Below are 26,239 nucleotides of genomic sequence, written 5' to 3' on the forward strand. Positions count from 1 at the left end.
CTGCGAACTTTTGATCTTGTCTTTTTAAGCCAAAGTCAAAAGATCGCAGCCTGCGGCTGCTCCTACAGGTACTTTAACTTCGTGCGGGAGCGCCAATGGTCCAGGCCGATCACCGCCACGCCAATCCCCACAAAACCCACCAATATCCCCCCGGCATTGATGAACACCTGTGGATAACCCAGCACCGACACATCAATGAACGGATACGCATACGCCCCCAGCACGTGCCCGCGCAGCAAGGCATAAGCGAAATACGCCAGCGGATAAATCAGCCACAGCGGCAGATGCCAAAGACGCAAGGTGCCTTTGGGTACGCAACACCACCAATAGCCCAGAAACAGCAACGGCATCACGTCGTGAAGCAATTCGTCAGCAATAAATTGCCAACCTTCCGGGTGCCATAAATGCCGCAGCAAAAGGCTATACGCGACGCCGACCACCGCAATACTCACCGCCACCCCGCTGCTCACCCACGGTTGCAAAAACCAGCGGCGCGCGGCGGATACACGTGGCGTGACGGCACAGGTCAACACCGTCGCCACCAGCGTATTGGTCAACACGGTGAAGTAACTGAAGAAACTCACCAGCCCGCCCAACAGACTGGCGCCAACACTCAAGCGCGCGAAGAAAATCAGGTACAGCTGAATGGCCAGTCCCGCCCAGCCAAGCATGGCGGCGAGGATGATCAGACGGCGCCGCCACACGGTGTCCATCTCAGAGCGGTCGCTTGGTGCGCATCAGTTTCACGTACAGACGCTCGACCTTCTCCCGCGCCCACGGAGTTTTACGCAGGAACGTCAGGCTCGACTTGATGCTCGGATCGCTCTTGAAACAACGGATATCGATACGCTCGGCCAGCCCCGACCATTCGTAATGGGCCACGAGAGCGGTGAGGATCTGTTCGAGGGTTACGCCGTGCAGCGGATCGGGGGATTGTTCGTTCATGCCAAGCCTTTGGGCGAAGTGAAAGTGCAGAAGCCGCGCACCTTAGCCGAGGGGGTGATCAGGTGGAAGGCCTTGCATCAAATGTAGGCCAACCCGAAAAGATCGCAGCCGGCGACCAGACTCGCAATGCGCCCGTTTGCCGCACTGTTACCGAATCCGAAACGATCCATGTCAGTAAAACCTCTTTGTCTTTTTGTTACAGATCATTATCCTGCCGCCTTTCCGCTGAATCGCTTCACTGCCTGCGTCAAATCGTAGCGGTCAGCTCATCCCCAAAAAAAGATCAAGAAAGCCCCCTTTTATGCCCGATTTTCCGTTTTTTCGAGACAGCGCTATCTCATCCCTGCGCCTGATCGGCGGCTGCACCGCCCTTGGCCTCGCCACCTGCGCCCAGGCGGCTCCCGCGTTCGACAGCGAATCACCTTATATGCTCGGTGACTGGAACGGCACGCGCACCGAACTCTCGGAAAAAGGCTACGACTTCAAACTCGATTACACCGGTGAAATGGGCAGTAACCTGCACGGCGGCTACGACCACGACCGCACCGCACGCTACAGCGACCAGTTCGGACTGGGCACGCACCTGGACCTGCAAAAGATCCTCGGCTGGGACGACGCCGAGTTTCAACTGACCATCACAAAACGCAGCGGCAACAACATCAGCAACGACCGCATCAACGACCCGCGCGTCGGCGGCTTCACCTCCGCCCAGGAAGTCTGGGGCCGTGGCCAGACCACGCGCCTGACGCAGATGTGGTACCAGCAGAAATTCTTCGACCAGAAACTCGACATCAAGGTCGGCCGTTTCGGCGAAGGCGAAGACTTCAACACCTTCCCCTGCGACTTCCAGAACCTGGCGTTCTGCGGCTCGCAGGTCGGCAACTGGGTCGGCGGCATCTGGTACAACTGGCCGGTCAGCCAGTGGGCGCTGCGCGTCAAATATCACCTGACGCCGGAGTTGTACGCACAGGTCGGCGCCTACGAGCAGAACCCGTCGAACCTTGATCGGGGCAACGGCTTCAAACTCAGCGGCAGCGGCACCCAAGGCGCGATTCTGCCGATTGAGCTGGTGTGGACGCCGAAACTCAATGGCCTGCCGGGTGAATACCGCGCCGGTTATTACTACAGCAATGCCAAGGCCAGCGACGTCTATAAAGACAACCAAGGCCAACCGGCAGCCCTCAGCGGCGAAGCCTATCGCAGCGCCTCGAGTAAGCACGGCGTGTGGTTCGGTGCCCAGCAGCAGCTCACCAGCCTCGCCAGCGACAACAGTCGCGGCTTGAGCGTGTTCGCCAACGCCACCATGCACGACAAGAAAACCAACGCCATCGACAACTACGTCCAGGCCGGCCTCACCTACAAAGGCCCGTTTGACGCTCGTGCCAAGGACGACATCGGTTTCGCCCTGGCTCGCGTGCACGTCAACCCGGCCTATGGCAAAAACGCCGAAGCGAGCAACCGGGCCAACGCGGTCTACGACTACGACGATCCATCGTTCCTGCCGCCGCAAGACACCGAATACAGCGCTGAGTTGTATTACGGCGTGCACGTGACGAACTGGCTGACCGTGCGCCCGAACCTGCAATACATCCGCCATCCCGGTGGCGTGGACAAGGTTGATGACGCCCTGATCGCGGGACTGAAGATCCAGTCGTCGTTCTAAAGAACACTGCGCAAAAACCTGTGGGAGCTGGCTTGCCAGCGATGCGATTTCACATTCGACATCAACGTCGCCTGATGCACCGCCATCGCTGGCAAGCCAGCTCCCACAGGGTTCAAGGAAAAATTCGTTAGCTAGACAAGTTTTTATCTGAACCATGCCCACGCCAAATCGTCATCTAAAGTGACTACAGCGCGGGACTACATAAACGTCACGGAGATTCACACTATGAGCACCGAAAGTGCTTCGAGTCGGGGCCGTCTGCTACCGAGCCTGCTCGGCATTCTGCTTCTACTGATGGGCCTGGCCATGCTGGCCGGGGGAGTCAAGCTGAGCATGCTCGGCGGCTCGCTGTACTACCTGCTGGCCGGTATCGGCATCACGCTGACCGGCATTCTGATGCTGCTGCGCCGTCGCGCGGCGCTGGGCCTGTACGCCATCGTGCTGTTTGCCAGCACCGTCTGGGCGCTGTGGGAAGTCGGTCTGGACTGGTGGCAACTGGTGCCACGTCTGGCGCTGTGGTTTGTCCTCGGCTTCGTGATGTTGCTGCCGTGGTTCCGTCGTCCACTGCTGCTCGCCGGCCCTGCGCCAATCGGCACTGGCGGTCTGACCGTGGCGGTGGTTCTGGCCGGCGTCACCGCCCTGGCCAGCCTGTTCACCCACCCGGGCGAAACCTTCGGCGAACTGGGCCGCGACACTGCCGACATGACCAGCACCGCGCCAGCCATGCCGGATGGCGACTGGCAGGCCTACGGCCGCAGCGAATTCGGCGACCGTTACTCGCCACTGAAGCAGATCACCCCGGAAAACGTCGGCAAGCTGCAAGAAGCCTGGCGCATCCAGACCGGCGACCTGCCGACCGCTGATGACCCGGTTGAGCTGACCAACGAAAACACCCCGCTCAAAGCCAACGGCATGATCTACGCCTGCACCGCGCACAGCAAAGTGTTGGCACTGGACCCGGACACCGGCAAGGAACTGTGGCGCTTCGACCCGCAGATCAAGAGCCCGGCCGGCTTCAAGGGCTTCGCCCACATGACCTGCCGTGGCGTGTCGTACTACGACGAAGCCGCGTACGCCAAAACTGAAAACGCAGCCTCCGCTGTAATTTCCGAAGCCGGCAAAGCCGTTGCTCAGGCCTGCCCGCGTCGTCTGTACCTGCCAACCGCTGATGCCCGCCTGATCGCACTGAACGCCGACACCGGCAAAATCTGCGAAGGTTTCGGCAAAAACGGCGTGGTTGACCTGACCCAAGGCATCGGCCCGTTCACCGCCGGTGGTTACTACTCCACCTCGCCAGCGGCGATTACCCGTGATCTGGTGATAATGGGCGGTCACGTTACCGACAACGAGTCGACCAACGAGCCATCGGGCGTGATCCGCGCCTTCGACGTGCGCGACGGCCACCTCGTGTGGAACTGGGACAGCGACAAGCCAGACGCCACCGAACCATTGGCTCCGGGCGAAACCTACAGCCGCAACTCGGCCAACATGTGGTCGCTGGCCAGCGTCGACGAAAAACTCGGCATGGTTTACCTGCCACTGGGCAACCAGACTCCAGACCAGTGGGGCGCTGACCGCACCCCGGGCGCCGAGAAGTTCAGCGCCGGTGTCGTTGCTCTGGACCTGGCCACCGGTAAAGTGCGCTGGAACTACCAGTTCACCCACCACGATCTGTGGGACATGGACGTTGGCAGCCAGCCAACCCTGCTCGACATGAAAACCGCCGATGGCGTGAAACCTGCGCTGATCGCCCCGACCAAACAGGGCAGCCTGTACGTCCTCGACCGTCGTGACGGCACGCCGATCATCCCGATCAAGGAAATCCCGGTACCGCAAGGCGCCGTCAAAGGCGACTTCACCGCACCGACCCAGGCCCGTTCGGACCTCAACCTGCTGGCCCCGGAACTGACCGAAAAAGCCATGTGGGGCGCGAGCCCGTTCGACCAGATGCTGTGCCGCATCCAGTTCAAGGAACTGCGTTACGAAGGCCAGTACACCCCGCCGTCGGAACAGGGCAGCCTGATCTACCCGGGTAACGTTGGCGTGTTCAACTGGGGCGGCGTGTCGGTCGACCCGGTTCGCCAAATGCTGTTCACCAGCCCGAACTACATGGCCTTCGTTTCGAAAATGGTGCCGCGCGAGAAAGTCGCCGCCGGCAGCAAACGCGAAAGCGAAACCGCTGGCGTGCAACCGAACACCGGCGCGCCTTACGCGGTGATCATGCACCCGTTCATGTCGCCACTCGGCGTACCGTGCCAGGCTCCGGCCTGGGGCTACGTCGCCGGTATCGACCTGACCACCAGCAAAGTCGTGTGGAAACGCAAAAACGGCACCAGCCGCGACAGCTCGCCAATCCCGATCGGCTTCAACCTGGGCGTGCCGAGCATGGGCGGCTCGATCGTGACGGCCGGTGGCGTTGGCTTCCTCAGCGGCACCCTCGACCAGTACCTGCGCGCCTACGACGTCAACTCCGGTAAAGAGTTGTGGAAAGCGCGTCTGCCAGCAGGTGGCCAAGCGACTCCGATGACCTACACCGGCAAGGACGGCAAGCAATACGTGCTGCTGGTTGTTGGCGGTCACGGCTCGCTGGGCACCAAGATGGGTGACTACGTGATTGCGTACAAACTGCCGGAATAAGATTTAACCGGTAGTGATGAAGGCGATGTCCCGAAAGGGGCATCGCCTTTTTTGTGCATGCAATTTCTGAGTCCACCAAAGAAACCTGTGGGAGCTGGCTTGCCAGCGATAGCGGTGGGTCAGACGGTACATGCCGACTGGAAGAACGCCATCGCTGGCAAGCCAGCTCCCACAGTTTGATCAGCGTTGGATGTAGGAATTTTGCTCGTCCTACATACGCCGGGAATTGCAGGGAGTTTTCCGACAAGTCGCGTCGGTTGTGCGTCGGAAATCGGGTGGATAGGCTCGGTGGGTCGCTGCAAATTCAGCGATGGGGCGTCGCGGCCCGAGCAGTTCATTCGATTTGATGCATAATCGCCGGCCCAAACTGGAGCGCCCAGGTGCTTTTCGTTTGGTTTGAAGGTGGCTGTGCGCGGGATACCTTCGGGTATGCCGAGATTGCCGAATGGCTCGGTCCGCGAACCCGCGTACAGCTGCCACCCTCTGTCGCGTCGCGGTGATTGAGAGTGACAGCCCCACTTATCATTCGGAGTTACACCATGAAAAAGCACACACCCAATCCACCAGAAACCAACGACACCTCGCCCTACCAATCCCCCGATTCGAAGAAATTCCACGAAGCCGCCGAACGCGCCCTCGACCACTATCTCAAGCCCAACGCCTTAACCCTGCGCTTCCACAAACCCAGCACCATGTTCCAGGTCGCGCCAGACCAAGACAGCGAAAGCCTGCTGGTCCATGCCTGCGAATCACTGGCACAAGCCAGCCTCATGACCAGCGACATCGCCGCCTACATCGACCTCCCGCAACGGCGCACGATTCTGGCGATTCAGCAAATCATCATGCTCGCCGAACTGGCGGTGAACCGCGTACTGGATAACCACGAAATCACCGCTAAAACCTGACAACCTGGCGTGTAGGGGCTGTCGAGGCGGCTCCTACACCGGGTGAGCATTAACCTGCCTGAGTCAAATGGCCTTCCCTCCAGTGCTGATTCGGTAGAGCAGATCATTGATCAACTGCTCGGCCTGTTTTCGTGTCTCCAGCAACAAGCTTTCCTCTGTTGCCGAATAGATCACCCGGAAATGCAGACCTGGAGTGTCCGCGGAGTATTCGCGAATGGTGTAACCCTTATAAATCGAATCTGTATAGCTCACGGTCTGATTCCTTGAAGTAGTGAGATTGACGGGCAACGCCCTGACGCCCGAAGGCGCAGGGTTAATCTCGGTCCGACCGGGCAGTGTGTCTACTGTCAGAAATTACAGGGCGCAAGACAGGTTCGAAATAAGGCGCAATGAATTTTGATCTATTAGTGAACTGTCAGATCAAGGATGACCAACAACTGGATACCTTCGGGTATGCCCAGATTGCCGAATGGCTCAGTCCGCGAACCCGCGTACAGCGGCGTTACACCACGAAAAAGCCGACACCCAATCCACTCAAAACGGATGAGGGAAAAATCCACCACAACCCAAAGCCGCCCCCTCCCCCGCTCTTCACCACTCAATAGGCCGAGTGTCAGCTCGCCTGCTCTTGATCTTGATCTTGATCCATGAGCGACGTCGGAAGGCTTCGCTCATGGTCGGCCCAAAGGCCGCCAAGTCCAAAGCGTGACCCTGTCAAAACCCTGAACACAAACAGAAACACACCCCCACCATTGAAACCACTCAAGCCCTGCCCCATCTAACACCCATACCCAATTGCGCAGGTGCCCCATGAGCGACCAGCAAGAATTCCCGGAAAACCCCGACGACTACACCGAAGCCGAAGACATCGAACACACCACCTCCGGCAAAGGCCTCGCCCTGCCCGGCCAGAACCTGCCGGACAAGGTCTACATCATCCCGATCCACAACCGCCCGTTCTTCCCGGCCCAAGTCCTGCCGGTCATCGTTAACGAAGAACCCTGGGCCGAAACCCTCGAACTGGTCAGCAAATCCGAACACCACTCCCTGGCGCTGTTCTTCATGGACACCCCCCAGGAAGACCCGCGCCACTTCGACACCGGCGCCCTGCCGCAATACGGCACCCTGGTCAAAGTCCACCACGCCAGTCGCGAAAACGGCAAACTCCAATTCGTCGCCCAAGGCCTCAGCCGCGTACGCATCAAGACCTGGCTCAAACACCATCGCCCACCGTATCTGGTAGAAGTCGAATACCCGCACCAGCCCACCGAGCCGACCGACGAGGTCAAGGCCTACGGCATGGCGCTGATCAACGCGATCAAGGAACTGCTGCCGCTCAACCCGCTGTACAGCGAAGAGTTGAAAAACTACCTCAACCGCTTCAGCCCCAACGATCCGTCGCCGCTGACCGACTTCGCCGCCGCCCTGACCTCCGCCACCGGCCCCGAGCTGCAAGAAGTGCTCGACTGCGTGCCCATGCTCAAACGCATGGAAAAAGTCCTGCCGATGCTGCGCAAGGAAGTCGAGGTCGCGCGCCTGCAAAAAGAGATCTCGGCGGAAGTTAACCGCAAGATCGGCGAGCATCAGCGCGAGTTTTTCCTCAAGGAACAACTAAAGGTCATCCAGCAGGAACTCGGCCTGACCAAGGACGACCGCAGCGCCGACCTTGAACAGTTCGAACAACGCCTGGAAGGCAAAGTCCTGCCGGCGCAGGTGCAGAAGCGCCTCAAAGAAGAAATGCACAAGCTGTCGATCCTCGAAACCGGCTCGCCGGAGTACGCGGTCACCCGCAACTACCTCGACTGGGCGACCTCGGTGCCGTGGGGCGTGTACGGCGAAGACAAACTCGACCTCAAACACGCACGCAAGGTTTTGGACAAACACCACGCAGGCCTCGACGACATCAAGGATCGCATCCTCGAATTCCTCGCCGTGGGTGCCTATAAAGGCGAAATCAGCGGTTCCATCGTGCTGCTGGTCGGCCCGCCGGGCGTGGGGAAAACCAGCGTCGGCAAATCCATCGCCGAATCCCTCGGCCGGCCGTTCTACCGCTTCAGCCTCGGCGGCATGCGCGACGAAGCCGAGATCAAGGGACACCGCCGCACTTACATCGGCGCGCAGCCGGGCAAACTGGTGCAGGCGCTGAAAGACGTCGAAGTGATGAACCCGGTGATCATGCTCGACGAGATCGACAAGATGGGCCAGAGCTACCAGGGCGACCCGGCCTCGGCGCTGCTGGAAACCCTCGACCCGGAACAGAACGTCGAATTCCTCGACCATTACCTCGACCTGCGCATGGACCTGTCGAAAGTCCTGTTCGTCTGCACCGCCAACACCCTCGACTCCATTCCCGGCCCGTTGCTAGACCGAATGGAAGTGATTCGCCTGTCGGGCTACATCACCGAAGAAAAAGTCGCCATCGCCAAGCGCCACCTGTGGCCGAAACTGCTGGAAAAGGCCGGCGTATCAAAAGGCAGCCTGAGCATCAGCGACACTGCGCTCAAGGCATTGATCGACGGTTACGCCCGTGAAGCCGGGGTGCGCCAGCTGGAAAAACAGATGGGCAAACTGGTGCGCAAAGCGGTGATGAAACTGATCGACGATCCGAAAGCGGTGATCAAGCTCGGGCCGAAAGATCTGGAGGCCTCGCTCGGTCATCCGGTGTTCCGCAATGAGCAGGTGCTGTCCGGCACGGGCGTCATCACTGGCCTTGCGTGGACCAGCATGGGCGGCGCGACCTTGCCGATCGAAGCGACGCGAATTCACACGCTCAATCGTGGGTTCAAACTCACCGGGCAACTGGGCGATGTGATGAAGGAGTCGGCGGAAATCGCCTACAGCTACGTGAGTTCGCATCTGAAATCGTTTGGCGGCGATCCGAAGTTCTTCGACGAAGCCTTCGTCCACTTGCACGTGCCGGAAGGCGCGACACCCAAAGACGGCCCGAGCGCCGGCGTGACCATGGCCAGTGCCCTGCTCTCGCTCGCGCGTAATCAAGCGCCGAAAAAAGGCGTGGCGATGACCGGCGAACTGACGCTGACCGGGCATGTGCTGCCGATTGGCGGCGTGCGCGAGAAGGTGATCGCGGCAAGAAGACAGAAGATTTTCGAACTGATCTTGCCGGAGCCGAACCGGGGCAACTTCGAGGAACTGCCGGATTACCTGAAGGAAGGCATCACCGTGCACTTCGCCAAGCGGTTTGCTGATGTGGCGAAGGTGCTTTTCTGACAACTCGATAGCGCCGGTTCTACCGCTTTCGCGAGCAGGCTCGCTCCCACAGGGTTGTGCAGTGAACACAGAGATTGTGAACACCGCTGCCCACTGTGGGAGCGAGCCTGCTCGCGAAGGCGCCAGCCCAGACACCAACGCTCCCCGACTGTCACACTTTGTCTCATCTTCAGTTATGCTCGCCGTTCGTCGCCAACGCCGGAGCCGCTGACCTATGTCCCTCATTCGCCTGTTTATCCCCCTCACCCTTTCATTGCTGGCCGCTTGCGCCACGCAACCGAAACACAACGTGACCGTGGAAAAACAAAGTGAATGTCCTGTGCGGCTTACCATCGGACAAAACCTCATCGTGATGCTGCCCAGCAACCCGACCACGGGGTATCGCTGGGCCATTCAGGATTCGGCCGGCGGCGTGTTGCGCGCGCTGAGCCCCGAGGTCTACAGCAACCCGGAAGACGCCGGCGTGGTTGGCGCAGCAGGTCTGTCGACCTGGCGCTTCCAGGCCTTCGCCCCCGGTACCGGGCGTCTGCGCCTGACCTCGCAACAACCGTGGGCACCGGAAGTGTTGCCAGTGGAAACCTTTGACTGCGCCATTTCGGTGAACTGATCGTGGGCTGGCTGATTCTGGCCCTGATGGGCGCGGTGACCTTTCTCTATGGCCTGAGCACCCACGCCGCGCTGCTGTGCCTGTTGGTCAAACCGTTGCCGGTGCTGGCGCTGCTCGGCTGGCTGCACGATGCGCCGCCCAGCGACTATCGACGCTGGATCAGCCTGGGGCTGATTTTCTCGCTGCTCGGTGATGTGTTGCTGGCATGGCCGGGGGACTTGTTTGTGTTTGGCCTCGGTGCGTTTCTGGTCGCACATCTGGCGTATCTCAAAGCTTATCTGAGTGACTGCAAGCGTCTGGCGGTGTTGCCGTTGGTGCTCGCCCTCGGCGTTGGCGCGGTATTGCTGGGACTTCTGATTTCCAGCGGGCTCGGGCCGTTGCTGATTCCCGTGATCGTTTACGGCACTGCCATCAGCGCCATGCTCTGGCGCGCCCTCGCCCGCCTCGGCAGCGATGTGCCCAAGCGCTCGGCACTGCTGGCCGCCGGCGGTGCCTTGGCGTTCGTGTTCTCCGACAGCGTGATCGGCATTGATCGCTTTGTCGCGCCGTTCCACGCTGCGCCGTACGTCATCATCCTCAGCTATTGGCTGGGGCAATGGGGCATTGCAGCATCGGCCTTCTCCCAAAAACACCGCTAAATCCTGTGGTGAGGGGATTTATCCCCGACCGGCTGCGCAGCAGTCGTAAAACCTATGCACGCGGTCTGCCTGACATACCGTGCGGAGCGGTTTTGGGGCCGCTTCGCAACCCATCGGGGATAAATCCCCTCGCCACGTCGGACAACCCAAGCATCCGCGCGCCACTTTGGCTAAAATGCCGGCCTTTCCACCGACACCGCCGGAACCGCCGTGAGCAAAGAACCCGATCGTATTTTCGCCCAGCCTTTGGCCCAGGTGCCTGACTTCGCCTTCAACGAAGACGTGGTGCGGGTGTTCCCGGACATGATCAAGCGCTCGGTGCCGGGTTACCCGACCATCGTCGAAAACCTCGGCGTGCTCGCTGCGCAATTTGCCCAGCCAGACAGCGTGCTCTACGACCTCGGCGCTTCGCTCGGTGCGGTGACCCAGGCGCTGCGCCGCCATGTTCGCACCGACGGTTGCCGGGTGATCGCTGTGGATAACTCGGCGGCGATGGTCGAGCGTTGCCGCGAATACCTTAACGGTCAGAATTCGATGTTCCAGGAGTTGCTGCCGGTCGAAGTGATCGAAGGCGATATCCTCGCCCTCGACTTCAAACCCGCCTCGGTAGTGGCGTTGAACTTCACCCTGCAATTCATCGCCCCGGATCAGCGCACCGCGTTGCTCGCGCGCATCCGCCAATCACTGCTGCCCGGCGGCGCATTGATTCTCTCGGAAAAGCTGCGCTTCAACGATGCGCAAGAACACGCCTTACTCACCGATCTGCACGTCGCGTTCAAACGCGCCAACGGCTACAGCGAACTGGAAATCGCCCAGAAACGCAGCGCCATCGAAAACGTCATGAAGCCCGACAGCCTCGAAGAACACCGCGAACGCCTGCTGGCCGCCGGTTTCTCGAAAGTCGTGCCGTGGTTCCAGTGTCTTAACTTTGCCTCGTTGATTGCCTTGCCATGATTGATCTGTCCCCCCTCGCCCGCCGTCTGGCCGGTACACCACTGGCCGACTGGGCCAACACCCTGCAAGCGCAACTCGACAAGAAAATGGAGAGAGGCCACGGCGATCTGGAACGCTGGCAAAGTGCGCTGGACGCCTTGCCGAAGATCCAGCCAAGCGAAGTCGATCTGCTCAACGGTCTGAAACTCGACACGGATTGCGACGATGAAACCCGTGTGCAAATGCGTACTGCCCTGATGGGCTTGTCACCATGGCGCAAGGGACCGTTCGATCTGTTCGGCGTGCACGTCGACACCGAATGGCGTTCGGACTGGAAGTGGTCGCGAGTTGCTCCACATCTGGATCTCAAAGGTAAACGCATCCTCGATGTCGGTTGCGGCAATGGCTATTACATGTGGCGCATGCTTGGCGCCGGTGCGGACAGCGTGATAGGGGTTGACCCGAACTGGTTGTTCTTCTGCCAGTTTCAGGCTGTGCAGCGCTATCTGTCTGAGCCAAACGCGTGGCACCTGCCTTTCCCGTTCGAGGATTTGCCGCCGAATCTTGAAGGTTTCGACACGGTGTTTTCCATGGGCGTGTTCTACCACCGACGCTCGCCGATCGAGCATTTGCTGGCGCTGAAAGATTGCCTGGTCAAGGGGGGCGAACTGGTGCTGGAGACGCTGGTAGTTGAAGGCGACAAGCATCAGGTGCTGGTGCCGGAAGACCGCTATGCGCAGATGCGCAACGTGTGGTTCCTGCCCTCGGTGCCGGCGCTGGAGTTGTGGTTACGGCGTGCCGGGTTTACCGATATTCGTTGCGTGGATGTCAGTACGACAACGGTCGAGGAACAGCGTGGGACGGAATGGATGAAGTACCAGTCGCTGAGTGATTTCCTTGATCCTGAGGATCACAGCAAAACGATCGAAGGGCTGCCAGCGCCGATGCGGGCGGTGATTGTGGCGAAAAAATAGAGCAGATCAAAAGATCGCAGCCTTCGGCAGCTCCTACACCGATCCCTGTAGAAGCTGCCGAAGGCTGCGATCTTTTGATTTTAATCCCGGCGTGCGCGACGGGCTCTGAAGAACTCGGTCAACACCGCCCCACACTCCTCGGCCAGCACCCCGCCCTCATACAACACCCGGTGATTCAAAAAGCCCTGGGTAAAAAACTGCCCCTGGCTCTGCACGATCCCGGCCTTCGGCTCCAGTGCGCCATACACCACCCGCGCCACCCGCGAATGCACGATCAACCCGGCGCACATGCTGCACGGCTCCAGCGTCACGTACAGCGTGCTGCCCGGCAGACGATAGTTGTTCACGGCTTGCGCGGCAGCGCGGATCGCGACCATTTCCGCGTGCGCGCTGGGGTCGTTGGTACTGATCGGGCAGTTGAAGCCACGACCGATGATTTCGCCATCCTGCACCAGCACCGCACCCACCGGCACTTCACCCAGGGCTGCGCCTTGAGCGGCGAGGGTCAGGGCTTCGTGCATGAAATCGCGATCACGGCTGCGGTCGATGATCGCCGCGGGGCGAATCTGGCGCATCACTTCACCTCGATGGCGGCCATCAGGCCGGTTTCCATGTGGTCGATCACATGGCAGTGGAACATCCATACCCCCGGGTTATCCGCCACCAGCGCCACTTGCGCGCGCTCGTTCTTGCCCAGCAGATAGGTGTCGGTGAAGTACGGAATGATCTTGCGCCGGTTCGACGCAATCACCTTGAAGCTCATGCCGTGCAAATGGATCGGGTGCTGATACTGCGTCATGTTCTTCAATTCGAAAATATAGCTCTGGCCCAGTTTCAGGCTGGCAATCGGCCGATCGGCACAGGTCTTGTCGGTGATGTCCCAGGCCTTGCCGTTGATCTGCCACAGACTTGGCGGCTTGCCGTTGTCGACATTGACCGACACCGACCCGACCCATTCGAAATTGAAGTTGAGTTTCTCGGCATTCGCCAGATCCGGCTCGGCCACCGGGTTGGCCGGCAAGGCTTTCGGCCATTCAGTCGGGGCGTCGGTGTTGGCCACCGAACGCAAGGTGCCCAGTCGAACCGGGCCGTTGCGCAGCGAAAGTTCTTCGCCAGCCGCCGGTGCCTTGATCGCCAGACAGATACGCATGCCCGGACCAAGCCAGTATTCCTTGCCCAGCGGCCGTGGTTCGACCGGGTTGCCGTCCAGCGCATAGATCTTCGCTTCGACACCTGGGATGTTGATGCGATACGTCAGGGTGTTATCGAGATTGAGCAGACGCACGCGCGTGATCTGCCCTGCCGGTAGTTCGATCACTGGCAACGGCACGCCGTTGATGGTCGACAGCCGCCCCGCCGTACCACCACGCGCGGCTTCACGCGGGATGCTGAACTCGACGAATTTACCTTGATCGTCGATGTGCCAGTTTTTCAGGCTCAGGGTCTTTTCGTACATGAAACCGGTCGGTTCGCGCTCTTCGATGATCAGCGGCCCGACCAGTCCACGACCGAGTTCTTCGCTGCTGCTGACATGCGGGTGATACCAGTAGCTGCCGGCGTCCGGCACACGGAATTTGTAGTCGAAGTATTCGCCCGGCAGCACCGGCAGTTGCGACACGTAAGGCACACCGTCCATTTCCAGCGGCAGGCGAATGCCATGCCAGTGAATGGTGGTCGCCACCGGCAGGTGATTGATGAAGCGCACCCGCAGCCATTCACCCTGACGCACGCGCAACTCGGTGCCCGGCGCCGACGGACCGAACGCCCAGGCTTCGGTCTTGTGCCCCGGCACCAGTTCGACGTCCAGTGGCGCGGCGATCAGCTCATAGTCGTGACCAGCCTCAGCGTCAGCCATTTTGCCCAGCCAGTAGCGCGACGCGCCCCCTGCTCCCATGCCAACGACAACAAGACCGGCCAGGCCACCGAGGATTTGGCGACGGGTAAAGGACATGAACTCAACTACCTCACGTATCAGCAACGGACCCTGAAGGCCCGTAAAAGGCGAATACGATACACCTGCAATTGCGAAACAGTAAGGGCGACCTGAGGCCGCACATCGTCAATCGGCTTGAGGTCGCAGGCCGGTAATCAGGTGCACCACACCGCCCTCCAACGGCATGACGCCGGCGACACCGGCATCGCTCAACGCCTGACGATCCATGCGCGAGACATCGCGCAACGTCACTCGCACTCGGGTCAACGCCGCCGGTTGTTGCGATTCGAGGTTATCCACTCCCCCCAGCGCCACCACGATCTGCGCACTCAGCACCTCGACAGGTACGGCCTGTACTTTCGGCTCATCCACTACCAGATCCGGGGTCAGCGCTTTCCAGAAGGCTTTCTGCAATTTATCGAACATGTTCAGTTCTCCAGAACCCGTAGAGTATCGACCGTCGCCTCGTGATACAGGCGCAGCGCCTCACGCACTTCTTCAGCGCTTTCCAGCCCCTGCACCTGCTCGGCAATGGCTTTGCAGTCGAGCAGATGCACCTCGCGCACTGCGGCTTTGATCGCCGGTATTTGCGGCACGCTGACCGACAGCTCATCGACGCCTAATCCGAGCAACAACGGCACGGCCAGGCGTTCGGAGGCCATCGCCCCACACACACCGACCCATTTGCCGTGGGCATGCGCGGCTTTCACGGTCATGGCGATCAGGCGCAATACCGAGGGATGAAAGCTATCGGCCTGACTGGCCAGACGCGGATGATCGCGATCCATGGCCAAGGTGTATTGGGTGAGATCGTTGGTGCCGATCGAAAAGAAATCCACGTGCGGCGCAAACAGATCGGCCATCAATGCCGCCGCCGGCACTTCGATCATGATCCCCAGTTTCGGCAGCTCGACCAGGCCCAGCGCCAGCGCCTCCTGCTCCAGCATCTGCCTGGCCTGATGCAGCTCCGAGAGCTGCGTGACCATCGGCAACATGATGTGCAGGCGGGTCAGACCGACACTGCCAAGGATCGCCCGGAATTGCTCGCGCAACAGCTGCGGGCGCTCCAGACACAGGCGGATCCCGCGCAACCCGAGGAACGGATTGGTTTCACTGTCCATTGGTACGTAGGTCAGTGGTTTGTCACCGCCGACATCCAGTGTGCGCACCACCAGATTGTGCGAAGGGCCCACGGCCCTGGCGATGGCGCTGTAGGTCGACGCTTGTTCGTCGCCAGTGGGTGCGTGGTTGCGATCCAGATAAAGAAACTCCGAGCGTAAAAGCCCCACGCCCGCACCACCCAGGCCCATCGCTTGCTCAGTCTCGCTCAGGGAAGCGACGTTGGCGGTCACCTCTACGTGATGCCCGTCGCGGGTACAGGCCGCCAGTGTTGCCTGCGCGTGTTCGTGCTGACGGCGCTGGTGTTGTTGCTCGTGCCTGGCCTGCCATTGATTGATCGCCAGGGCGTCCGGATGCACCTGTAACTCGCCCTTGTCGGCATCGAGCAACACCTGAGAACCGTTGGCCAGCGCCAGCATGTGCACAGGCATCCCGCAGATTGCCGGTAAACCACAAGCCCGCGCCAGAATCGCCACGTGACTGGTTGCACCACCGCCCACCGTGGCGAATCCCAGCACTTTGCTCGTATCAAGCCCGGCCGTCTGTGACGGTGTCAGTTGGTCGGCAATCAGAATGGTCCCGGCCGGCAGCTCCAGCGCATGCTCGCGAACCCCGAGGATCAGTTTCAGTACGCGCTGGCCGACGTCAGCCAGATCCGTCGCCCTTTCGGCCAGCAACGCACTGCCCAGTTGCTGGAAAAGTGTCGCTGTTGTCTCGGTGGCGGCGCGCCATGCGAACGCGGCGCTTTTGCCCTCGGCAATCAACGCCTGGGCCTGATCGAGCAGGCTCGGATCTTCGAGCAGCTCCTGATGCGCCTTGAAGATCTCGGCCTTGGCCTCGCCGGTGGCGGTATCGCGCAAATGCTGCAAGGCCATATCCGCCTCGATCAGAGCATTGGCCAAAAGCGCCTGTTCGATAGCCGGGCCGGCGCCGAATTCGCTCACGTCTAGCGTCGACTCGGTGACCTGCATCACGCGTCCCAACGCCGAACCCGGTGAAGCGCAGACCCCCAGCAGAACGCCCGGACTCTCAGGCTCGATGGTCTCGACTTGAACCTCCGCCGGCAGCGCGGTCACCACCTCACCACAACCTTCGGCCAGCAACCGGGAGAGCGCACTGATCGCAGCCTCAGCATCTTCGCCCACTGCACTGACCCGCACGCTGTCACCCAAAGCGGTCTGCAGCGCCATGATCGCCACCAGTGATTTGGCGTTGGCTTCGGCCTGTTGTTTGTGCAAATGGATTTTTGCTGCAAAACCCTTTGCTGCCTGGGCGAAAACCGCTGCCGGGCGCGCATGCAGGCCATTGGGATTGGGCAGTTTCAAAAACGGGGAGAACAACGCTTCGCCTTGTGGCGTCGCAGGCTCCTCGGCGGAGGTTTCTGCACTGGCGAGGCTCAGCAACGGCTGGCCGGTTTCGACCAGACCGGTTGGCGCGGCCAGCCAGGTGAAAGGCTCGCCGCTGACCACCAGCATCAGAGTCATCAAACTGCGGGCATGCAAAGCGATGTAGTCGGCATCGAATTCGATCAGTGCCTGACCGGCGTCCACCCGCTGACCTTCTTCAACCCATCGGGTGAATCCCTGACCTGCGAGGTTCACCGTATCAAGACCGATGTGCAGCAACACCTGAACGCCGTGGTCATCGGTGATGCTCACGGCATGCCCGCTGGCCTGCACGTTGCTGATCACCCCGGCCAGCGGCGCGCACAGCGTTGACGAAGTCGGGTCGATGCACAGACCGTCGCCGATCACGCGGCTGGAAAACACCTGATCGGGTACTTGATCCAGCGGTATCAGCACGCCAGCCAAAGGCGCCAGCAGTTGCAAGGGTTGAGATGTGGCCATGACGTCACCTGCGGTTTTATTCTTTGAAGTGCCCATGGAGCGCAACGCCCCACCAGCATCGCTTATTTCCACCAGTATTCGACCTGCAATCCGACGTTCGCACCGTGGCGTGCGGTGCCAAAGGCGCCGGTGTCGGATAGCGCCGAGCCTTTGGCCAGTTCGTTGGCCGCCCGTTTGGCCGCCTCGTTCCAGGTGGCATAGGTGTAATACAGACGCACCTCGGGGCGCGCCCAGAATTCTGGGCCTTTGGGAGACCAGGTCGGGGCAATCGTAAATTTGCTCAGTTTGCGCGTACCGCCAGGGGCTTCGACTTGATCATGGCCCAGCTCGGTCACCAGTTTGAACTGCTCGGTGAGCGCATAAGCCGGGCGCACGCCCAGTGACATCCAGTTCTGGTCGGCACCATCGGGGCGAACATCCTTCTGATACACCGCCTCGAATTGTCCGCCAAAGCGCGGCGTCACCTGCCAGTCAAAAAACTCCACGACCCGATAACTTTTGTTGCTGTCGTCCAGTTTGACGTTGCCGGTGTAGCCGAGTCCGGTGCCCGGCCCCTCACCGTATTGCAGGGCCAGTTTGTTCTTGCCGCCGAGAAAATCCTTTTGCACATGCTGGGTGGTGATCGCCCAGCCACGGTGGGCATCGCGGCTGTCGGGTTTGTCGATGTAGCTCAAGCCGAACTCAAGCTCACCGCCCGGGTTGGTATTGAAACCGGCCACGTTGAAGTCGTGACGGTTGATGTAGTCCTTCTGGTACAGGTTGTCCTTGCGCGAGAAGGCGTAGCTGTATTTCAGGTCGCCAATCAGCACGTCCTCGACACCGCCGCCCGTGGCGCTCTGGTTCCAGTAGTAGAAATCGGAGATATGGATGTCATTACGCTTGTAGTAGCGGCGCCCGGCCCACAGCGAACCGCCATTGAGCGCGGGCATGTTCGACCATTGTGCGTAGGCCTGTGGCAGGCGTATCGAGCCGTTATCCTCTTTGAACGTGGGGCTGCGGTTGTAGCGGTTGTACAGCGAGGCCATGCCATCGACGCTGAGCACCGAGCCGTCGTCGAGGGTGTACAAATCCTGGCGCAGCTCAAGCTCGCCGTACTGCTCGCATTCGTTGCCCAAACGGTATTTCGTCTGCGCCCCCGGTAACTGGAAACACGATTGGCCACCGCCCTTGGTCGAGTTGCCGACACCGCTGCGCAAGTAACCACCGAACTCCAGCGCTTGTGAAGTCTGTGGTAACGCAAGGCAAAAACCTGCGACTGCAAGGCTGCGATTTATTGTTGTTTTCATAAGCCACCCCATTATTTTTATTGTGTGTTTGCATGAATTCGGCGCGCAAAACTCCCCCGCGCAGGGCTCTGCGTGTTTTTTGAAACGTCGGTTTCTGGTTGGGTATCAGTGATCGATCAAGTGCAGGGCGAACGACTCGTAAGGTCGCAACGTCAACTGTCGCTTACGCCGCGGGCAGTCCGGGTAGTTGCTGATCAGCAATCGCTGGCTCTGCGTCTCGTCGATCACGGGCGGCAGTTCGATTTCACACGGCGTGCCATAGAAGTTGTTCACCACCAACAGGCGCTCACCCGTACCTTCGCGAAGGTAAGCCCAGACTTGTTTGTGCTCGGGCAACAACTGTCGATAGACACCGTCGGAAATCAACGTCTCTGTGCGCCGTAATGCGATCAAACGGCGGTAGTGATGCAGCACCGATTGCGGGTCGTCGAGCTGGTTGGCAACGTTGATCTGCGCGACATTGGCTGGCACCCCGATCCACGGCTCGCCACGACTGAAACCGCCATTCGGTTCAGCGTTCCAGTGCATCGGCGTACGCCCGTTGTCCCTGGACTTCTGCATGATCGCCGCCATGTTGTCGGCGTCGCTGCTACCGGCGTCGCGCTTGAGCCGGAAGATGTTAAGCGTTTCAACATCACGGTACTGATCGATATGCTCAAACCCCGGATTGGTCATCCCCAGTTCTTCGCCCTGATACACGAACGGCGTGCCCTGCAGGAAGTGCAGCGCGGTGCCGAGCATCTTTGCCGAGATCTCCCGATACTCACCGTCGTCACCGAAGCGTGAGACCACCCGCGGCTGATCGTGGTTACACCAGAACAGCGCATTCCAGCCACCACCGGCCTGCATACCGGTCTGCCAGTCGGACAGAATCTGCTTGAGTTGCAGAAAATCGAAATCGGCACGCACCCACTTTTGCAGGTTCGGATAATCAACTTTCAAATGATGAAAATTGAACGTCATCGACAACTCTTTCGATTGCGGATTCGAATAGCGAATGCAGTGTTCGAGGCGGGTCGATGACATCTCGCCGACGTTGATCAGCTCGTGCCCTTCGAAGACTTCGCGGTGCATCTGTTGCAAGTACTCATGGACGTTCGGCCCATCGGTGTAAAAGCGTCGACCGTCGCTGTCGTCTTCGGGAAAATCGGCAGGCTTGGAAATCAGGTTGATGACATCCAGACGGAACCCACCCACCCCCTTGTCTCGCCAGAACCGCATCATCTTGAATACTTCGGCGCGCACCTTGGGGTTGTCCCAATTCAGGTCGGCCTGGGTGTGATCGAACAGGTGCAGGAAGTATTGGCCGGTCTGGGCTTCGTACTCCCAGGCAGAACCGCCGAACTTGGATTCCCAGTTGTTCGGCTGATCGCGCCAGATATAGAAGTCGCGGTAAGGATTGTCGAGGCTGCTGCGCGCCTGCTGGAACCAGACGTGCTCTATCGAGGTGTGGTTGACCACGATATCGAGCATCAACTTGATCCCGCGCTTGCCGGCTTCGGCGATCAGCAACTCACAGTCGGCCATGCTGCCGTAACTCGGGTCAATCGCGTAGTAATCGCTGATGTCGTAACCGTTGTCACGTTGCGGCGAGCGCAGGAACGGCGTGATCCACAAGTACTCGACACCCAGCCACTGCAGATAATCGAGCTTGGCCACAACACCGAGCAAATCCCCTGTCGGGTTGCCCGCGTGGCTGTGAAAACTCTTCGGGTAGATCTGGTAGATCACCGAACGTTGCCAGTCTTGCATGGCAGGACTCCTTCAATAAGTGGACGCGTCAGGCAACCCGATATCCAGGCCGGACAATCTTCATGCTCAGTGCACAGGTCAGAACGAACGGCACCACCATGGCGATGACCATCCCGAACACAAACATCGGGATGAACTGCGGGATGATCGAGATGAAACCGGGCAGGCCACCGACGCCGATGGCCGAGGCCTGAACCTTGTTCAGCGACAGGAAGATGCAACCCAGTGCCGAACCGGTCAGCGCGGCATAGAACGGAAACTTGTAGCGCAGGTTGACCCCGAACATCGCAGGTTCGGTGATGCCGAAATACGCGGAAATGGCCGAGGTCGAAGCCATGCTTTTATCCCGCGCATTGCGCGTCATATAGAACACCGCTAAGGCAGCACTGCCCTGCGCGAGGTTGGACATGACGATCATCGGCCAGATAAAGGTGCCGCCCTGGGTCGAGATCAACTGCAGATCGACCGCCAGGAACATGTGGTGCATGCCGGTGATGACCAGTGGCGCATACAGCAGGCCGAAAATCGCCCCGCCGACCATCGGCGCCAGATCAAACAACATGACCACACCTTCGGTGATGTAGATGCCGATGTGGCGGGTTACCGGGCCGATCACCGCCAGCGCCAGCACACCGGTAACGACGATGGTGGTGATCGGCACCACCAGCAGTTGCACCGCGTTCGGCACCCGTGCCCGCAGCCATTTTTCAATGACGCTCATGACATACGCCGCCAGTAGAATCGGCAGAATCTGCCCTTGGTAACCGACCTTCTCGATCTGGAACAGCCCGAGGATGTCGAAATACGGCATTTGCTGGCCGTCCAGCCCGGCCACGGCCTTGCCGTAGTTCCAGGCATTGAGCAGATCCGGGTGAACCAGCATCAGGCCGAGCACGATGCCGAGGATTTCACTGCCACCAAAGCGCTTGGCTGCCGACCAGCCCACCAGCGCCGGCAGAAATACGAAAGAGGTGTTGGCCATCAGGTTGATCAGGCTCCATAGCCCGTCGAGTTTCGGGTAGGCATCCAGCAGGGTCTGTCCCTCGATGAACATGCCCTTCGCGCCGATCAGGTTGTTGATACCCATCAGCAGGCCGGCAATGATCAGTGCGGGAAGAATAGGCATGAACACATCGGAAAACACCCGCACCAGACGCTGCATGGCGTTGATCTTCTCGGCGCTTTTCTGTTTGACGTCGGCGATGGTCGATGCGGCGAGACCGGTCTGGCGGCGCAATTCGGCGTAGACCTTTTCTACTTCGCCCGGCCCGATCACCACCTGATACAAGCCACCAGTGAAGAACGAGCCTTTGACCAGATCGATCTGGTTGAGCGTGGCGCTGTCGACCAGACCGGGATTCTTCAGTGCCAGTCGCAACCGCGTGACGCAATGCGCGGCCTGCTCGAGGTTGTCGCTGCCGCCAAGGCTTTGCAGCAGTTCCCTGGCGATGTTCGGATAGTCGTGGCTCATGCTTGTTCTTCCGCTGTGGATTGTTGTTATTGGCAGCACGCCGAAGCGAAAAGTACTCGTCTGTACGAGTTAATGCAACAACTCGTACAGACGAGTTTGTTTTAGTTTGTTTTACAGGACCAGCGGCGAAATTTCCTACCGCGCCCTTAATCGATTTCCAATCCCTACATGGACAAAGCCCTACCCTGCCCTTAAGGTTCGAAGCTTTGAGCACAGCCGGCACCGAGCCCCTCCATGAGTAAATACAACCAGATCTATAGCGATCTGCTGGCCAGCATCACGACCGAACGCCTGGAACGCGGCGCCCGCCTGCCCTCCGAAACCGAATTGATGGACACCTATCAAGCCAGTCGAGGCACCGTGCGCAAGGCCATCGAGCAACTGCAGGAGCGCGGCTTTGCGCAGAAAATCCATGGCAAAGGTACGTTCGTCCTTTCGACCAATCCGATCGAGTTCCAGCTCGGCGGCATCGTCAGCTTTCAGGAAACCTATCCGCGACTGGGCAACGACGTCAGCACTGAAGTCGTCGAGTTGTCGCAGATTCCGCTCGAAGGCCCCCTTCTCGAGCACATAAAGGCCGAGCCCGGCTGCCTGATAACCCGGGTCAAACGCGTGCGGCGGATCGACGGCAAACGGGTCATCCTCGACATCAACCACTTCGTCACCGAGGTCATTCCCGGCCTGTCCCTCGATATCGCCGAGCAATCGATCTACGCCTATATCGAACAGACCCTGCAGCTGCAGATCGCCTATGCCCAACGCACCATCGAAGCGGTACCGCGCAGCAAGGATGATCAATTGCACTTGGATCTCGACGGCCAAAGCCATGTGATCGTGGTCAGCAACCAGACATTCCTGCAGGACGGACGGCAGTTCGAGTACACCGAATCCCGGCATACCCTGGACAAGTTCTACTTCTCTGACGTGGCTCGCCGCTGACCGCAGCACGTTTTCCTCGGTGATGTGCGGTATCCATTTAGTGCACTCCCCTTGAGCGAATCGGCCATGCTCGGCCTTCGTTTCTCATGGATGGAGAAAGCATGAAATCGCCCGAACAGCGTCCTCTGCCGAATGCAGCAGATAAAGAGTCGCTCAAAGCCATCGCTGCGACTGTCGTACAAATGTGCCCAAGCCTTCACGACGAGGCACATCAAGTCGCCCGCGAGTGGCTGGCGCGTAAAAATCTCACGGGGATCGATCCGGATCGGATTTATTTCCATCGATTCAAAGCTGCACAAAGCAGTACCCGCTCGTTTACCGGCTGGGAGCACATCCGCGAAAAGCCCTACGAATCGATGACCCTCACGCAACTGGTGATTCATCGCTTTCGTGCCACCGACCAAGACAACGCCGACCTGCTGGACCTCTACGCCGGTTTCTACACGGACGGCCCCGAGACCGAAGATTTCGATCACAACAATGAAATTCGCCTGCACGGAAACGAGGTTCTCAACGCCTTCTGGGATATCGATTTCAGTACGCGCTACACCGACAAGCTGACGGCTTTCTGGAGCGCATACGCCGATGATTTTCGCACGTTGGCAAAGAGCAACTTCCTCAGCCGGGCGGTGCAGGCACTCGATCTCAAGCAACTGACTGGCAGCGATTTCCAGTGGATCGTCGGTGCGGTCATTGGGCCAATCACCTGGCCGGTGACCCTGGCGATGCTGCAATCCAGCCACGCTGTGAGCAGTGAGGTGCGCGCTTTCGACATCGATGGCCATGTGGCCACCAACCTTCTTCGCTTTGTCGATCCGATGGGCCAACAGATCGTCTATCTGCCGGGTGACACCACGGCGTTCGTCGTGAAGCAAACCTCGGCGGACGAGCATTGGTGGGTGCTAGAGCAGATGAATAACGACACTCGCCGACAGGGCTTCCTCAGTCACTTTCCACTGGCCGAACGTCAGCAAATGACCGAGAACATCACCGAACTGATGAACCGGCTGGTGAGCACCTGGGGCCACGCCGATCATCATCTGATCAATCGACACAACCTCGCACTCAGTGATGATGCGTTCAGTGTGTTACGCGATGCGACACGCAGCGCGATGTTTGCCGAAGCCAGCCTGAGCCTGACGTCCAATGGCGATCTGCGCAAAAAACTGTGGATCGGGTATCTGAGCGCCGGCCTCAAGGTGTTTGGCCCGATGGCCGCTGCAGGGTGGCCGATCGCGCTGCCAGTGATTGGCGCCAGCATTGCGAGCATGGGGCTGAACATCGATCAGGCGGTCAACGGCAAAACCACCAGCGAACGCAAGGCCGGGGTGCTTGGTGCCGTACTCAGCGGCATTGACGCGTTGTTCAACATTCCTTTTCTCAAGGGCACCGGCTCGGCATTGGAGGTTGGCGCTCAGGTGGACGCGGCCGAGGCGGCAGAAATGGCCGACCTTAACGAGTCGGCCTCAGCATGGAAGCCACCGGCTCCGCTCATGGATGAGCCGCAGAGCAGCATTGCCGATGAGCCGCCAGTTACCGCCCCGACCATTGAGCCAGCATGGTTGCCCCCGACTGATAGCGCTGCACCGCCGCCCGTTCCTGACAAATACATATGCAACGAATTGCTCGAAGGCTTGGACGTGCAAAGTGATCCAGGACAGTTTCAGGGTATCTTTCGACTTGATACCGATCCGCCTTTCGCCATTCTGATGAATGACAATCCGTACTACGTGCGCTTTTTCGGCGACTCAAACGAAGGCGGCTATTGGGCCATCATCGATCCCGACCGACCCAATCAGTTCGTTCATTCATTGCCGGTTCGACTGAATGCCGCTGGCGAATGGGAGCGGATGCAGTCTCTGCGCCTCAGAGGCGGCGGCCAATGCATGGGCAAACCGTGCGCCCCCGATATCGCGCTCGACACCGTAGAACCGATCGCGTCGGAGGCGTCAGTTCAACCAGAGGTGGATTCATCCACTGAGGTATCACGCCCCCTGCGCATCGTGAACTCTGCCTACGATATCGAACCGACGGTACGCCGCTCGATAAAAGGCTGGGCACTGAACCTGAACGAAACCCACGCCCACCTGATACCCAACGCCGATGGCAGTTTAAGCATGGGTGACCCCTTTGAACGGTACGCGCTCGGCAAGCGCAAACTGCTGCAGGCGGGCGCGCGAAAATTTTTCAGCAATCTGCCATGGATCACCCAGCCTCCCCGCCCGCCAATGCCTGTCATCAGCGCGCAGATGTCGATTTCCGATCTTGTGGATCGCATCTTTGAATCCGCATCGGGGCTGGTGGTGGGGGAAACCCTGGACCGCATTGCCAGCATGCGCTTCATGATTGAAAACATGCCGGCGCTGGCAAGGCACGCAAAAACCCTTTACTTGCGCGGCGTGCTCAGTGACTTCGCTCAAGTGGACCTGAACCGCTACGTCACCACCGGCACGATGTCAGCTGACCTGCAGACCTACCTGACCAGCCTGGGCACCGATCCGGCGGGGCGATTCAATGTGCTGGAGCTGGTCAAGGCGGCCAAGGCGAATGGCGTTCGCATCCAGGGCATCGACTGCGCAGCAAGCTACAAGATGAAGACCCCTCTCTCGCCCTATGACGAGCAAATGATCGGCACCTATCTGGCGAGCGACTTCATGACAGGCGACACCTACCTCAACAGCCCAAAAAAATGGGTCGTGCTGATCGGCGTACAAAACACCAACACACTCAGAGGACTGGCCGGTATCAGCGAAATCAAGTCCGGCATCGGTTTGCGGATCGAGGAAGTCGGGGTGGGAAATGCCATGGAAGTCGACATCGATCCGGGTATCGAAGTGCGTCGAGGGTCATTTTCAAATGGCGCTGCGGCCCAAACCAACGATGTGCTTCGCGCTGACATTCGCCTGCGAATACCGGCCGAACCGGTGAACTGGAATGAGGACACGCTGGAGAATCTGTTGCACAGGCGTGGCATGTTCATGTTCAGAAAAACCGGAGAAGACTACGCCGTACTGCACCGTAGCAAGCAAGGCATGCTCGTGAGTACGCCTGTGGCACGTCTGGCCGACGGTAGCGTTTCCCTCCACCGCCCTGAATGGCCACAAGTGAACGATGTCCGGTTCACCCATATCGAGCAACTGTCGCAACGCCTGACCGAAATGGGCCTGACATTGCAAAGCCGTCTCCCGGACTGACAGCGTGCCGCCCCTCCTGGCCTGGGCCAGGAGGGGCGGCCACTTGATGCAAGCATTCGAGCGCAGTGCAATCATTCCATCCGTCAGCCTTGCGATAAGCAATACATATGTAATGCATCGCACCTGAGCAGTTCGGCCATGCTTGATCTTCGTTTCCCCCCATGGATG

The 26,239-nt window shown here is 59.6% G+C and carries 20 protein-coding genes; 10 read left to right on the forward strand and 10 right to left on the reverse strand.

Annotated elements, in window-relative coordinates; all coding sequences use genetic code 11:
• Positions 1–62: 62 nt before the first annotated feature.
• Together PSH79_RS22135 and PSH79_RS22140 are read right to left on the reverse strand one after the other, a co-directional pair.
• Complete coding sequence (locus PSH79_RS22135) at positions 63–713, reverse strand: Pr6Pr family membrane protein (protein ID WP_305439618.1); 651 nt, start codon at positions 711–713, stop codon at positions 63–65.
• Between the two features lies 1 nt (position 714).
• Positions 715–945 carry a VF530 family DNA-binding protein gene (locus PSH79_RS22140; protein WP_187680225.1) on the reverse strand — a complete coding sequence of 77 codons (231 nt, stop codon included), beginning with the start codon at positions 943–945 and terminating at the stop codon, positions 715–717.
• A 301-nt stretch (positions 946–1,246) separates the two neighbouring features.
• On the opposite strand from PSH79_RS22140, the gene PSH79_RS22145 reads away from it, so the two are divergent.
• From PSH79_RS22145 to PSH79_RS22155, 3 genes are all read left to right on the forward strand, one after another.
• A complete protein-coding gene (locus PSH79_RS22145; RefSeq protein ID WP_305439620.1) occupies positions 1,247–2,608 on the forward strand; it encodes a carbohydrate porin in 1,362 nt (453 codons plus the stop codon).
• A gap of 225 nt (positions 2,609–2,833) precedes the next feature.
• Positions 2,834–5,245, forward strand: coding sequence for a glucose/quinate/shikimate family membrane-bound PQQ-dependent dehydrogenase (locus PSH79_RS22150; RefSeq protein WP_305439621.1), 2,412 nt, complete (start codon positions 2,834–2,836; stop codon positions 5,243–5,245).
• Positions 5,246–5,784: 539 nt separating this feature from the next.
• Positions 5,785–6,150, forward strand: coding sequence for a DUF6124 family protein (locus PSH79_RS22155; protein ID WP_305439622.1), 366 nt, complete (start codon positions 5,785–5,787; stop codon positions 6,148–6,150).
• A gap of 63 nt (positions 6,151–6,213) precedes the next feature.
• On the opposite strand, the gene PSH79_RS22160 is transcribed toward PSH79_RS22155, so the two are convergent.
• Positions 6,214–6,402, reverse strand: coding sequence for a hypothetical protein (locus tag PSH79_RS22160; protein WP_305439623.1), 189 nt, complete (start codon positions 6,400–6,402; stop codon positions 6,214–6,216).
• A gap of 558 nt (positions 6,403–6,960) precedes the next feature.
• Here PSH79_RS22160 and lon point away from each other — a divergent pair.
• The 5 genes from lon to cmoB all read left to right on the forward strand — a co-directional run bounded on the left by lon (position 6,961) and on the right by cmoB (position 12,530).
• On the forward strand, positions 6,961–9,378 hold the full coding sequence (gene lon / locus PSH79_RS22165; RefSeq protein ID WP_305439624.1) for an endopeptidase La: 2,418 nt from the start codon (positions 6,961–6,963) through the stop codon (positions 9,376–9,378).
• Positions 9,379–9,592: 214 nt separating this feature from the next.
• A complete protein-coding gene (locus tag PSH79_RS22170; RefSeq protein WP_305439625.1) occupies positions 9,593–9,985 on the forward strand; it encodes a protease inhibitor I42 family protein in 393 nt (130 codons plus the stop codon).
• A 2-nt stretch (positions 9,986–9,987) separates the two neighbouring features.
• A complete protein-coding gene (locus PSH79_RS22175) occupies positions 9,988–10,623 on the forward strand; it encodes a lysoplasmalogenase (RefSeq protein WP_305439626.1) in 636 nt (211 codons plus the stop codon).
• Positions 10,624–10,833: 210 nt separating this feature from the next.
• Positions 10,834–11,577 carry a carboxy-S-adenosyl-L-methionine synthase CmoA gene (gene cmoA / locus PSH79_RS22180; RefSeq protein WP_305439627.1) on the forward strand — a complete coding sequence of 248 codons (744 nt, stop codon included), beginning with the start codon at positions 10,834–10,836 and terminating at the stop codon, positions 11,575–11,577.
• Entirely contained in the window at positions 11,574–12,530 is a 957-nt protein-coding gene (cmoB, locus tag PSH79_RS22185; RefSeq protein ID WP_305439629.1) for a tRNA 5-methoxyuridine(34)/uridine 5-oxyacetic acid(34) synthase CmoB, read from the forward strand. The genes cmoA and cmoB overlap by 4 nt, the downstream gene beginning before the upstream one ends.
• An 80-nt stretch (positions 12,531–12,610) precedes the next feature.
• Here the strand turns inward: cmoB and tadA are convergent, their stop codons facing one another.
• The 7 genes from tadA to treP all read right to left on the reverse strand — a co-directional run bounded on the left by tadA (position 12,611) and on the right by treP (position 21,938).
• A complete protein-coding gene (gene tadA / locus PSH79_RS22190; RefSeq protein WP_305439630.1) occupies positions 12,611–13,105 on the reverse strand; it encodes a tRNA adenosine(34) deaminase TadA in 495 nt (164 codons plus the stop codon).
• A complete protein-coding gene (locus PSH79_RS22195; protein ID WP_305439631.1) occupies positions 13,105–14,481 on the reverse strand; it encodes a multicopper oxidase family protein in 1,377 nt (458 codons plus the stop codon). The genes tadA and PSH79_RS22195 overlap by 1 nt, the downstream gene beginning before the upstream one ends.
• Before the next feature lie 108 nt (positions 14,482–14,589).
• Positions 14,590–14,889 (reverse strand): PTS transporter subunit EIIB, encoded by a 300-nt coding sequence (locus PSH79_RS22200; protein WP_305439633.1) that lies wholly within the window; start codon positions 14,887–14,889, stop codon positions 14,590–14,592.
• Between the two features lie 2 nt (positions 14,890–14,891).
• Positions 14,892–17,429, reverse strand: a complete 2,538-nt coding sequence (gene ptsP, locus PSH79_RS22205) for a phosphoenolpyruvate--protein phosphotransferase (protein ID WP_305439634.1) — start codon at positions 17,427–17,429, stop codon at positions 14,892–14,894.
• Positions 17,430–17,491: 62 nt separating this feature from the next.
• On the reverse strand, positions 17,492–18,715 hold the full coding sequence (locus PSH79_RS22210; RefSeq protein ID WP_305439635.1) for a carbohydrate porin: 1,224 nt from the start codon (positions 18,713–18,715) through the stop codon (positions 17,492–17,494).
• A 105-nt stretch (positions 18,716–18,820) separates the two neighbouring features.
• Positions 18,821–20,467 (reverse strand): alpha,alpha-phosphotrehalase, encoded by a 1,647-nt coding sequence (gene treC / locus PSH79_RS22215; protein ID WP_305439636.1) that lies wholly within the window; start codon positions 20,465–20,467, stop codon positions 18,821–18,823.
• 28 nt (positions 20,468–20,495) lie between these two features.
• Positions 20,496–21,938 (reverse strand): PTS system trehalose-specific EIIBC component, encoded by a 1,443-nt coding sequence (gene treP, locus PSH79_RS22220; RefSeq protein WP_187680614.1) that lies wholly within the window; start codon positions 21,936–21,938, stop codon positions 20,496–20,498.
• 234 nt (positions 21,939–22,172) lie between these two features.
• On the opposite strand from treP, the gene treR reads away from it, so the two are divergent.
• Positions 22,173–22,877 carry a trehalose operon repressor gene (gene treR, locus PSH79_RS22225; protein ID WP_305439637.1) on the forward strand — a complete coding sequence of 235 codons (705 nt, stop codon included), beginning with the start codon at positions 22,173–22,175 and terminating at the stop codon, positions 22,875–22,877.
• An 86-nt stretch (positions 22,878–22,963) separates the two neighbouring features.
• Complete coding sequence (locus tag PSH79_RS22230) at positions 22,964–26,071, forward strand: membrane-targeted effector domain-containing toxin (protein ID WP_305439638.1); 3,108 nt, start codon at positions 22,964–22,966, stop codon at positions 26,069–26,071.
• The last annotated feature ends 168 nt before the right edge of the window (positions 26,072–26,239 follow it).

Source organism: Pseudomonas sp. FP2196 (assembly GCF_030687715.1).
Lineage (GTDB): Bacteria > Pseudomonadota > Gammaproteobacteria > Pseudomonadales > Pseudomonadaceae > Aquipseudomonas.